General features: G+C 73.1%; 11 protein-coding genes and 1 pseudogene. 7 read left to right on the forward strand and 5 right to left on the reverse strand.

Going from position 1 to position 11,436, the window contains the following annotated elements:
- Positions 1-101: 101 nt before the first annotated feature.
- Positions 102-899, reverse strand: a complete 798-nt coding sequence (locus AC07BS_RS34880; RefSeq protein ID WP_478935556.1) for an SCO4651 family lipoprotein — start codon at positions 897-899, stop codon at positions 102-104.
- Positions 900-1,003: 104 nt separating this feature from the next.
- Between AC07BS_RS34880 and AC07BS_RS34885 the strand changes: the two genes are divergently transcribed.
- Positions 1,004-1,864, forward strand: a complete 861-nt coding sequence (locus AC07BS_RS34885) for a GntR family transcriptional regulator (protein ID WP_478935557.1) — start codon at positions 1,004-1,006, stop codon at positions 1,862-1,864.
- A 36-nt stretch (positions 1,865-1,900) separates the two neighbouring features.
- Here AC07BS_RS34885 and AC07BS_RS34890 read toward each other — a convergent pair whose 3' ends face one another.
- Entirely contained in the window at positions 1,901-3,472 is a 1,572-nt protein-coding gene (locus tag AC07BS_RS34890) for an MFS transporter (RefSeq protein ID WP_478935558.1), read from the reverse strand.
- Positions 3,473-3,620: 148 nt separating this feature from the next.
- Here AC07BS_RS34890 and AC07BS_RS34895 point away from each other — a divergent pair, with 148 nt between their 5' ends.
- The 3 genes from AC07BS_RS34895 (at position 3,621) to AC07BS_RS34905 (ending at position 5,828) form a co-directional block, all read left to right on the forward strand.
- Positions 3,621-4,226 (forward strand): TetR/AcrR family transcriptional regulator, encoded by a 606-nt coding sequence (locus AC07BS_RS34895; protein WP_478935560.1) that lies wholly within the window; start codon positions 3,621-3,623, stop codon positions 4,224-4,226.
- 107 nt (positions 4,227-4,333) lie between these two features.
- The gene (locus tag AC07BS_RS34900) at positions 4,334-5,611 is read left to right on the forward strand and encodes a cytochrome P450 (protein ID WP_478935561.1); all 1,278 of its coding nucleotides are present in this window, start codon (positions 4,334-4,336) and stop codon (positions 5,609-5,611) included.
- Between the two features lie 22 nt (positions 5,612-5,633).
- Positions 5,634-5,828, forward strand: a complete 195-nt coding sequence (locus AC07BS_RS34905; protein WP_478642209.1) for a ferredoxin — start codon at positions 5,634-5,636, stop codon at positions 5,826-5,828.
- Positions 5,829-5,833: 5 nt separating this feature from the next.
- Here AC07BS_RS34905 and AC07BS_RS34910 read toward each other — a convergent pair whose 3' ends face one another.
- Complete coding sequence (locus AC07BS_RS34910) at positions 5,834-7,072, reverse strand: PucR family transcriptional regulator (protein ID WP_478642207.1); 1,239 nt, start codon at positions 7,070-7,072, stop codon at positions 5,834-5,836.
- 181 nt (positions 7,073-7,253) lie between these two features.
- On the opposite strand from AC07BS_RS34910, the gene AC07BS_RS34915 reads away from it, so the two are divergent.
- Both AC07BS_RS34915 and pruA read left to right on the forward strand, forming a co-directional pair.
- Positions 7,254-8,180 (forward strand): proline dehydrogenase family protein, encoded by a 927-nt coding sequence (locus tag AC07BS_RS34915; protein ID WP_478642206.1) that lies wholly within the window; start codon positions 7,254-7,256, stop codon positions 8,178-8,180.
- Positions 8,181-8,229: 49 nt separating this feature from the next.
- Positions 8,230-9,861, forward strand: a complete 1,632-nt coding sequence (pruA, locus tag AC07BS_RS34920; RefSeq protein WP_478935563.1) for an L-glutamate gamma-semialdehyde dehydrogenase — start codon at positions 8,230-8,232, stop codon at positions 9,859-9,861.
- A gap of 109 nt (positions 9,862-9,970) precedes the next feature.
- Here pruA and AC07BS_RS34925 read toward each other — a convergent pair whose 3' ends face one another.
- Positions 9,971-10,330, reverse strand: coding sequence for an SH3 domain-containing protein (locus AC07BS_RS34925; RefSeq protein WP_478935564.1), 360 nt, complete (start codon positions 10,328-10,330; stop codon positions 9,971-9,973).
- A 421-nt stretch (positions 10,331-10,751) separates the two neighbouring features.
- Between AC07BS_RS34925 and AC07BS_RS34930 the strand changes: the two genes are divergently transcribed.
- A complete protein-coding gene (locus AC07BS_RS34930; RefSeq protein ID WP_478642198.1) occupies positions 10,752-10,895 on the forward strand; it encodes a hypothetical protein in 144 nt (47 codons plus the stop codon).
- A 227-nt stretch (positions 10,896-11,122) separates the two neighbouring features.
- Here AC07BS_RS34930 and AC07BS_RS34935 read toward each other — a convergent pair.
- Positions 11,123-11,350 (reverse strand): annotated as a pseudogene (locus AC07BS_RS34935) (phosphoesterase); the annotation flags it as partial.
- Positions 11,351-11,436 lie beyond the last annotated feature (86 nt).

The raw sequence follows: 11,436 nt of genomic DNA on the forward strand, positions 1-11,436 counted from the left end.
CCCCCCCCCCCCCCCCCCCCCCCCCCCCCCCCCCCCCCCCCCCCCCCCCCCCCCCCCCCCCCCCCCCCCCCCCCCCCCCCCCCCCCCCCCCCGACGCCGGGTCAGTCCGGGTCGGTGGTGTGGCCCAGGGCCGGGTCGAGCGCGGCGACGTCGCCGGCGCCGGGCACACGGATGCCCGGGTCGGCGCCGTAGCCGGAGTACTCCTCCGACGTGCGGACCTCGCCGTCGGTCGTCGTCGCCACCTCCTGTGCCTTGACGACCAGATCGTCCTCGCCGATCCACAGGTCGACCACGGCCTTCTCGTGGTGGGCCTGCCGGCGCTCGGCGGCGAACGCGTCGCGTACGGCCGCGCTCATGACGTCGCCCTCGTAGTCGCCGACCTCCCGGGGGACGACCGTGCCGGTGTAGTGGGTGGCGCGGCGCCCGTTCACCGTCTCCTCGCCGACTTTCCTGGTGTCCTTGGCCGTCGCGAGGGAGCCGATCATGTTGGGCAGGTAGCCCTCGGAGCGCTTCGCCAGCTCCGGCGGGAGGGGCGTGTGGTGCGCGCCGCCGGCCATCCTCCGCCACTTCCCCGTCGAGCCGGGCACCTCGATGTAGGTGGTGTCGGCGTCGCTGATGGTGTGCGCGTACAACTCCTTGCCGGACTTGCGCCCCCGCTCCCACGACTTCTTCTCGACGAGTTCGGGCGTGCGGCGGAAGCCCAGCTCCTCCCGCGAGCCGTCGACGACCCGCTTCGTACGGTAGGAGTTCTGCCGCTCGGTCTTGAGCGCCGCGGCCTTCAGCGCCGCTGTGGGCGTGGGCTCCGTGTCGCCGTCCGTGCCGCCGCAGGCCGTGAGGCCGAGTAAGAGTGCGGCTCCCGCCGCCGTGACCACCGCGTTCCCGATCGCTTTCCTGGCCATGTCCCCCCTTTGCGGTATCTGATATGTCGTCACCGAGCGTACGTGGCCGCTCACCCCGCTTCCCGGGCGGGTACGGGCACGGCCCGCGCCCGTACTCTTCCGCCATGGGCCCACTGGAGCGGTCCCCGGACCCGCCCTATCTGCGCGTTGCCGCCGAGCTGCGCCGGCGCATCGCCTCCGGGGAGCTGGGGCCGGGCGAGCGGGTGCCCTCCACCCGGCGGATCGCGGGGGAGTGGGGCGTGGCGCCGGCCACCGCCACCAAGGCCCTCGACGTCCTGCGGCGGGAGGGGCTGGTGCGGTCCGTGGCCGGGGTGGGCACCGTCGTCCGCGTGCCCGGCGCCGGCGCGGCCTCGGAGACCGGCCCCGGGCCGCGGGCGGCGGCCCGGCGCTCCCGCCGGCGCGCGGCCGAGCGCGCCCTCACCCGGGACCGCGTGGTGCGTACGGCGATCGCCGTCGCCGACGCGGGGGGTTCGACGGCCCTGTCGATGCGTGCCGTCGCCGCCGCGCTCGGCGTCTCCACCGGGGCGCTGTACCACCAGGTGCCCGGCAAGGAGGATCTGTTGGCGCTGATGGCCGACACCGTCTTCGGCGACGCCGGGCCCTCGGCCGGTGGCCCGGGCCACTGGCGCGCCCGCCTGGAGGAGGCGGCGCGGCGGCAGTGGGAGCTGTACCTCCGGCATCCATGGCTGGCGAAGACGCTGTCGTTCACCCGGGCGCCGCTGCCGGAGGGCCCCGCCGCCCATGTCGGGTGGGCGGCGGAGCCGATACGGGACCACGGGCTCGGCGGGCGGGAGGCGTGGGCGCTGGCGGTGCTGGTGGCCGGGTTCGTCCGCGGGGTGGCCGTGGACCTGGAGGGCGGCCCGGACCTGGGCCCGGTCCTCGGGTTCGGCCTGGCGCGGCTGCTGGACGGGCTGGAGCCGGTCGTCGAGGGAGGAACGACGCCGCCCGCGCCCCCGTCCCGGTGAGGGAGGGGCGCGGGCGGAGGCCGGGGTGACGCGGGGTCAGCGGCCGGCGGCGACCGGCTCGGGGGCCGGCTCCGCGGCGGGGGCCGCGGCGGTCCCGGGGGCCAGGACCCGCCGGCCGGCGGCCAGGGCCAGCGCGGCGGCGAGGACCAGCAGCGCGGCTCCGGTGACGGAGGCGACGGTCATGCCGTGGGTGAAGGCCTCGCGGGCCGCGCCCAGGACGGTCTCGCCGGCCGTGCCCGGTATGCGGGCCGCGACCCCGATCGCACCGCCGAGCGTCTCGCGGGCCGTGGCCACCGCGTCCCCGGGGAGCCCGGCGGGCAGCGCGCCGGTCACGTCGTGCCGGTAGACGGCGGTGCCGATCATTCCGAAGGCGGCCATGCCCAGGGCGTTGCCGAACTCCTGGCCGGTCTCCATCACCGAGGCGGCCGTGCCGGCCCTCTCCGCCGGGGCGGTGGCCAGCGCCATGTCGGCGGCCGGGGCCATGACGGTGACGATGCCGCAGCAGATGAGGGCGGCGCCGGTGAGCGCGATGGCCAGGGAGGTGGTGTCCGACAGAGCCAGCACGCCGTAGCCGGCGGCGCCGGCCAGGAAGCCGCAGGCGATGACGGTGGCCGGGGCGGCCTTCCGGGCGACGGCGGTGGCGGCCGGGGCGACGGCGCTCACCGCGAGCGAGGGCACCAGGCCCCACAGCGCGGCCTCCAGCGGGCTCTTGCCCAGCACGCTCTGGAGGTACTGCGTGGTGAAGTAGGCCGAACCCATCATCCCCACCGAGGCGAGGGTGTTGAGACCGACGCCCAGGCCGAAGGCGCGGTGGCGGAACAGCTCGCGGCCGATCATCGCGTGCCGGACGGTCCGCTGACGGCGCACGAAGGCGTACCCGACGACCAGGCCCGCCGCGACGCACAGCCCCCGCGGCACGCTGAAGCCCTCGGCCGCGATCTGCTTCAGACCGTAGATCACCGGGAGCACGGTGCCCATCGACAGCGGCACGCTCAGCAGGTCGAAGCGGCCCGGGGCCGGGTCCTTGAACTCCGGGACCAGGAGGGGGACCAGGACCAGCAGCGCCACCATCGCGGGCACGTTGATCAGGAACACCGAGCCCCACCAGAAGTGCTCCAGCAGCACCCCGCCGACCACCGACCCGAGCGCGATGCCGCCCGCCATGGCGCCGGACCAGATGCCGATCGCCTTGCTGCGCTCCTTGTCGTCCTGGAAGAGGTTGCGCACCAGGGCCATGGTGGAGGGCATCAGGGTGGCGCCGCCGATGCCGAGGACCGCGCGGGCCGCGATGAGCATGGCGGCGCTGTCCGCGTAGGCGGCGGCCACCGAGGCCGTGCCGAACGCCGCGGCGCCCAGGAGCAGCAGCCGGCGGCGGCCGATGCGGTCGCCGAGCGAGCCCATCGTGATCAGCAGTCCGGCCAGGGCGAAGGCGTAGACGTCGAAGATCCACAGCTGCTGGGTGGCGGTCACGTGCAGCTCTTCGCTGATGACGGGCACCGCGTAGAAGAGCACGGAGACGTCCATGGAGACCAGGAGGAGGGGCAGCAGGAGGACGACGAAGGCCGTCCACTCCCTGCGCCCGGCGGGAGATGCGCCGGAGTTCGTCATGGCCATGAATGTACACACGTCTTAAACGCTTGTCTATGACGCTTGTACAAGACGGTCGTCATGGACGCTTGTCATGGACGTCCGTCATGGACAGATGTCATGGACGTTCGTCCTAGACGGTTGTCCGGGGCCGGGTTAGGGTGCCCGCATGGGACATCGCGAAGACCTGCTCGACGGCGCCAAGCGCTGCCTGCTCGACAAGGGGTGGGTGGCCACGACCGCGCGCGACATCGTCGCCGCCTCGGGCGCCAACCTCGCCTCGATCGGCTACCACTACGGTTCCAAGGACGCCCTGATGCTGGAGGCGTTCCTCAAGCTCACCGAGGACTGGGCGGAGGAGGTGGCCCCGGCGCTGGCCGGTGCCGCCGCCGGCGAGGACCCGGGGGAGCGGGTGGCCGCCGTCATCGACGCCGTGGTGGGGGGCTTCGCCGCCAACCGCCGCTTCTGGCAGGCCCAGCTGGAGGTCATGGGTCAGCTGGACCGGCATCCGGCGCTCAAGAAGAGGTTCGCCGAGGTCATGCCGGCGGGCCGGGAGGGCGTCGTCGCCCTCTTCGAGGGCGTGACCGACGACGAGGTGGACGCGGAGGCCGCCCGGACGGCCGGGTCGGTCTACCACTCGCTCTTCATCGGCCTGTGGGTCCAGTGGCTGGTCGACCCGGCCCTGGTGCCGGCCGGCAAGGAGATCGTCGAGGGTATGCGCCGGGTGATCGCGGGTACGGTGCTGACGGGGGGCGCCCGCCCGGAGGGTGTCTAAAACCGTTTGCGCGGGGGTGTGGTGACGGGGCGTACTGGACGTAAGCGGGATGAATTCGCTGTACTGGTTGCCCTAGGACACCAGTCCGTCCGTCCGGGAGGTCTCCCATGACCATGTCCCACACCGACACCCCCTCGACCCCGTCCTCCGCCCCCGTCTTCCCCCAGGACCGCACCTGCCCGTACCACCCGCCGGCCGCGTACCCCGTGCTGGCGGCCCAGGGGCCGGTGGGCCGGATGACCCTCTACGACGGCCGCGAGGTGTGGGCCGTGACCGGGCACGCCGAGGCCCGCGCGCTGCTGGCGGACCCCCGGCTCTCGGCGGATCGAAAGAATCCTTTCTTCCCCGTCCTCCTGCCGCGCGCCGAGAACCAGGCCGAGCTCGACATCCCGCTCCTCGGCGTCGACGACCCCGAGCACGCCCGGCAACGCCGCATGCTCATCCCGCGGTTCAGCCTCCGGCGTATCGCCGCGATGCGGCCGATGATCCAGGAGACGGTGGACGGGCTCATCGACGCCATGCTCGAACGCGGGCCCGGCGCCGACCTCGTGCCCGACTTCGCGCTGCCCGTGCCGTCCATGGTCATCTGCCGGCTGCTCGGCGTGCCCTACGCCGACCACGAGTTCTTCGAGGAGCGCTCCCACGCGCTGCTCACCTCCGACACCGCGGAGGCGACGGAGGCGGCCCGGGACGATCTGCGCGCCTACCTCCACCGGCTCGTCGACGCCAAGGAGGCGGCCGGGAGGGGCGACCCGGCCGACGAGGGCGACCCGGCCGACGAGGGGAGGGGGCTCCTCGACGAGCTGATCGACGAACGACTCGCCGAAGGGGAGCTCGACCGCGACGAACTCGTCCTGATGGCCCTCATACTGCTGGTCGCCGGCCACGAGACCACCGCCAACATGATCTCCCTCGGCACGTACACCCTGCTCGAACACCCCGACCAGCTCGCGGCGTTGCGCGCCGACCCCCGGCTGGCGGCGGGCGCCGTCGAGGAACTGCTGCGCTTCCTGTCCATCGCCGACGGCATGGTGCGCGTCGCCACGGAGGACATCGAGCTCGCCGGAACGACCATCCGCGCGGGCGACGGCGTCCTCCTGACCACCTCCGCCATCAACCGCGACGCCGCCGCCTACGACCACCCCGACACCCTCGACGTCCAGCGCGTCGCCCGCCATCACGTGGCCTTCGGCTACGGGATCCACCAGTGCCTGGGTCAGAACCTCGCCCGGGCGGAATTGGAGATCGCCCTCACCACCCTCGTCACCCGCATTCCGACGCTGCGCATCGCCCTGCGACCCGACGAGGTCGTCGTGGGGCCCGGCGGCGTCGTCAAACCCGGCAGCACCCTGCAAGGTCTCTACGCCCTCCCGGTCACCTGGTGACCGAAGAACGGAGCTCACGATCATGCGCGTCACCATCGATTCCGACACCTGCATCGGGTCCGGCATGTGTGCCCTCACCGCACGCGCCGTCTTCGACCAGGACGACGACGGCTACGGCATCGTCCGTCCGGGGAAGGAGGACGGCGCGGGCGACCCGCTGGTGAAGGAGGCGGCGCGCGGCTGCCCCGTCCAGGCGATCACGATCGACGAGGACTGACGGTCCTACGGCCGGGGGCGCAGGCGTGACGCCTTGAGCGCCATGTGGAGCAGCAGGCGGTCCTCGCCCTCGTCCAGGTCGAGGCCGGTGAGCTGCTCCACCCGGCCCAGCCGGTAGTACAGCGTCTGCCGGTGGATGCCCAGCGCCGCCGCCGTGCGGCCCGCCTGGCCCGCGCAGTCGAGGTAGACCTCGGCCGTGCGGGCCAGTTCGGTCTGGGCCGGCTCCAGCAGCGGCAGTACGGCGGGGTCGGCCACCCGTTCGGCGGAGAGGTCGGTCAGTACCCGGTACGGGCCGATCGCCGCCCACTCGGCCACCGGCCCCAGCCGCCGGTCGGCGACCGCGGCGCGGGCCGCGGCCAGGGCCTCCGCCCAGGCCTCCGGCAGCTCGGCCAGCCCCCGCCGGGGCGTGCCGAGGCCGGCCGCGGCGCCGGCCCCGGGGTGTCCCGCGCGGGGCGAGCGCAGCAGCCGGTCCGCCGCCGTCCGCGCGGGCGCGGGGGAGGTCACGGCGCGCAGCCGGATCAGGGCGGCCAGCGCGGCCTGCCCGCCGGGGAGCGCCTCCGGTATCGCGCAGAGCGCCGCCACGCCGGCCTGGGCGGCCAGGGCCGATCCCGTGGCGTCCGGCCCCGACTGGTCCTCGTCGCCCCCGTCCGCGGCCGTGCGCCAGGGCGCGACCGCGGCCACCGTCAGCGGCCCGTCCGCCGCGCCGCCCAGGGCCTCCCGCAGGGCGCCGCGGGCCGCTTCCCGGGCGGCCGGGCGGGCGGTGAGCAGGTCCTTCAGCAGTTCGCCCAGCTCGGCCCCGGCGCGGGCCTCGGCCGCGAGCAGGGCGCCGATGCGCGCCGCCGTCTCCATGGCCTGGGCGAGGCGCGGGTCGGTGAACGGCGTCCTGAGGTCCAGCCCGGCCAGGTGCCCGTCGTCGAGCAGCCAGACGTAGCCGTGCACCACGCCGCGGTGCCGGACGGGCAGGCAGATGCGGCCCGTGAACACGCCCGCCGCCGGGTCCGGCGGGATCCGCAGCGGCGCCTGGGCGCGGGCGATGCCGAAGGCCTCGAACCACGCCCGGACGGCCGCGGTCGACCGGCGCTGGAGGATCGAGCGCGTCCGGACCGGGTCCATCGGCACATCGACGTCGTCGTCGCCCCCGTGGGCGCCGAACGCGATCAGTCCGAAGTCACGGTCCTCGAGCGTCGCGGGAGCACCGAGGGCCGCCGAGATCTCGTCCACCAGCTGCTGATACTCGCCGCGCATGCCGCCCCGCACTCCCTTCGGTTATTCATCGGTCATCATTGTCATACATATGTCTGAGATACGGGCCACCGATGCGTGACAGCTGTCGATGGCCGCCGAAGTGGCGTGAACTCTACGTTTCACGATGAGTTCCTTATGCCGTCTCCCCAGGTGGGGACGGCCGTCATCGTGGAGGTGCCCCGTGCTGGGTCCCGTGATCCTCGCTGCGTCGCGCAGCGACCGCATGCGTCGTTTCGTGTCGGCCGCCCCGGGCACCAAGCAGGTCGTCGACCGCTTCATCGCCGGCGAGACCGTCGACCAGGTCGTCCCGATCGTCAAGGACGCCACCGGCAAGGGCCTCGAGGTCACCCTGGACGTGGTGGGCGAGGACATCACCACCGTCGAGCAGTCCTACGCCGCCCGCGACGCCTACCTGGAGCTCATCGAGCGTCTCAAGGAGCTGGGCCTGGGCGAGCGGGCCGAGATGTCCGTGAAGCTCTCCATGTTCGGTCAGGCCCTGGAGGGCGGCCACGAGCTGGCGCTGGCCAACGTCCGCCCGGTCGTCGAGGCCGCCGCCGCGATCGGCACCACGGTCACCCTGGACGCCGAGGACCACACCACCCTCGACTCGATGTTCGCCATCCACGAGGAGCTGCGGAAGGACTTCCCGCAGACCGGCTGTGTGATCCAGGCCTACCTCTTCCGCACCGAGGACGACGCCCTCCGGCTCGCCGCCGCCGGCAGCCGGGTGCGTATCGTGAAGGGTGCGTACAAGGAGCCCGCCTCCGTCGCGTACCAGGACAAGGCCGAGATCGACAAGGCGTTCGTCCGTATCGTCAAGATCCTCATGGGTGGCCTGGGCTACCCGATGATCGGATCGCACGACCCGCGACTGATCGCCATCACCCAGGAGCTGGCCCGCCAGGCCGGGCGCGATCTGGACGCCTACGAGTTCCAGATGCTCTACGGCATCCGGAGCGAGGAGCACGTCCGGCTGGCGTCCGAGGGCCACCGGATGCGCGTCTACACCGCGTACGGCACCGACTGGTACGGCTACTTCATGCGCCGCCTGGCCGAGAAGCCGGCGAACCTGCTGTTCTTCGCCCGCTCCATCCTCACCAAGGGCTGAGCCCCCCGTCCGACCCCCCTCGCAGAGCCCCGAAGGAGACACGGAACCCATGGACGCCGTAACCCAGGTCCCCGCGCCGGTCAACGAGCCGGTCCACAGCTACGCCCCCGGCTCCGCCGAGCGCGCCCGCCTCGAGGCCAAGCTCAAGGAGCTGGCGGCCAATCCGATCGACCTGCCGATGACGATCAACGGCGAGAAGCGCATGGGCGGCGGCGAGCCGTTCAAGGTCGTCCAGCCGCACAACCACGCGGCCGTCCTCGGCACCTTCCACAACGCCACGACGCAGGACGCCCAGGACGCGATCGACGCCGCGCTGGCCGCCGCCCCGGCCTGGCGCGCGATGTCCTTCGACGACCGCGCCGCGATCATCCTCCGCGCCGCCGACCTGCTGTCCGGCCCCTGGCGCGAGACCCTGGCCGCCTCCACCATGCTGGGCCAGTCCAAGACCGCCCAGCAGGCCGAGATCGACACGCCCTGCGAGCTCGTCGACTTCTGGCGCTTCAACGTGCACTTCGCGCGCCAGATCCTCGCCGAGCAGCCGATGGCCAACTCGGCCGGCGTGTGGAACCGCAGCGACCACCGTCCGCTGGAGGGCTTCGTCTACGCGATCACGCCCTTCAACTTCACCGCCATCGCCGGCAACCTGCCGACCGCCCCGGCCCTGATGGGCAACGTGGTCGTCTGGAAGCCGTCCCCCACCCAGACCCACTCCGCCGTGCTGCTGATGCAGCTGCTGGAGGAGGCGGGCCTGCCCAAGGGCGTCATCAACCTGGTGACCGGCGACGGCATCGCCGTCTCCGAGGTGGCCCTGAACCACCCCGAGCTGGCCGGCATCCACTTCACCGGCTCGACCAAGACCTTCCAGTACCTCTGGAAGACGGTCGGCAACAACATCGAGAAGTACAAGTCCTACCCGCGCCTGGTCGGCGAGACCGGTGGCAAGGACTTCGTCGTCGCCCACCCGAGCGCCGACCCGGCGGTCCTCAAGACCGCCCTGACCCGCGGTTCCTTCGAGTTCCAGGGCCAGAAGTGCTCGGCCTCCTCCCGTGCCTACATCCCGCGCTCCATCTGGGAGAACGGCTTCAAGGAGGAGTTCGCGGCCGAGGTCGACGGCATCACCATGGGTGACGTCACCGACCTGTCGAACTTCATCGGCGCCGTCATCGACGACCGCGCGTTCGCCAAGAACAAGGCGGCCATCGACCGCGCCCAGGCCGACCCGACCTGCACGATCGTCGCCGGCGGCACGTACGACGACTCGGTGGGCTACTTCGTCCGCCCGACCGTCATCGAGTGCTCCGACCCGGAGAACGAGGTCTTCACGACCGAGTACTTCGGCCCGGTCCTCGCCGTCCACGTCTACGAGGACGCGGACTTCGACGCGATGCTGGAGCAGATGGAGTCCGTCTCGGCGTACGCCCTGACCGGCTCGGTCATCGCCAAGGACCGCTACGCCGTCGCCGACGCGATGGAGAAGCTCCGCTTCGCCGCGGGCAACTTCTACATCAACGACAAGTCGACCGGCGCCGTCGTCGGCCAGCAGCCCTTCGGCGGCGGCCGCGCCTCCGGCACCAACGACAAGGCCGGTGCCGCGACCAACCTGATGCGCTGGACCTCGACCCGCTCCATCAAGGAGACCCTGGTCCCGCCGACCGACTACACCTACCCGCACATGGGCTGATCAGCCCCCGGGTGAACCCCGCCCCCGACCGGCCCCCCAGCCGGCCGGGGGCGGTGTCGTTCCCGGGTCCGTGCGCCACGGCGCCACGGGGCCGGGGACGACCCGTCCGTCACAGGCCGCCGCAGTAGGGCGGGATGATGTTGCTGTGGGCGACGTAGCCCTTGGTGCCCTTGGGCAGACCGCCCCGGCTCTTGGCCTTGAGCTCGATGTAGTCCCACGAGCCCTTCTTGCCGAGGATGCGGATCGGGTCCTTGAAGTAGAGCTGGCCCTTGACGGCGCCGGACGAGCTCGCCTTGGTCCGCAGACGGGTGCCGTCGGTGTAGATGTAGGCGTTGTCCTCGTGGCAGGCCTTGCCCGCGGCCGAGACGCGCTGCGTGGCGGCGGCCGGCGCCGCCTGGGCGGGGGCCGCCAGCGCGGCGGTGCCGCCGATGAGGGCGACGGTGGTGAGTGCGAGGGATATGCGTCGCACGGACGTTCCTCCGGTGGGGTGGGGATCGTTTGGGCGCGGTGTGATCACCGCGGTGCTTCGCGATCACCCTAGGCGGTGCTCCGGGACGGTCCGATGGCAGGTTTGTCACGTCCCTGTCACGAGCTCCGCGCGGCCGGATTCGCCCGTGTGACGCATTCCGTGTCTCAGATAGTAGGAAGTCCGAGTAACGGTGCAGACATCCCCGGGCCCTCTGTCCTAGCGTGGAACCGGCCGAACCCCCGCTCCATCGAGCGACGCGGTCGTGGCCCGGTGCGACGAGCGCAGGTGATCCCTGCGGCACCCCGGCCCCCGCCCCTCCCTCCGGCCCGTCACCGGCTTCCCGGGAACCGACAGGACCTCACCTCACCGCACTCCGGCGCGCCCCCGCGTGCGCGCCCCACCAGGAGGAGACGTGACCCCCATGGCCGACACCGCCCCCCGCAGGATCCGCCGTGCCGCCCGCCCGTCCGACAGCGCCCGGCGCGACGCCGACCGGGTGAACGCCGCCGCCGCGCTCCAGCGCGCCCTCGACCGTCGCGACAACGGCGGCGTGACGGGTCACTGACCCCCGGCGCCACCGGTCGCTCCACCGGCCCCGGGCGTCGCCGTGGCTCCCGCGACTCCCGGGGCTTCCGTGGGTTCCGTGGTCTCCGCGACCTCCGTGGTGTCCGTGTGGGCCGAGGATTCCGCGTGGTGCGCCTGGTTCGCGTGGTCCGCCTGGTCCGCGTGGCCCGTGGGGTTCGTGGGGCCCGTAGGGTCCTCGCCCTCCGTCCGGTCCGTGTGCCGCGGCGGGCGGACGATCGTGAAGTGGTCGATCCGCGCCCCGCTCTCCGCCAGCGCCGTCACCCGCAGCCGGGGGCGGTGCCCCGGCTCCACCTCGACGGCCAGGAAGGAGTAGCCCGTGTAGCGCACCCGCGACCACCGCACGCGTTCCGGGCTCTTCACCCGGCCCTTGGCCCAGAAGTAGCTGGGCACGGTCTCGGTGGCGCGCTCGTGGCCCTCGTAGCTGTCGGGGGGGGGGGGGGGGGGGGGGGGGGGGGTTTCGGGGGCCGTGGGGGGGGGGGGGGGGGAAGCCGCACCGGCAAGCCGCTCACCCGCTACTTCCC

It is taken from the genome of Streptomyces sp. NPDC044063 (assembly GCF_056434285.1).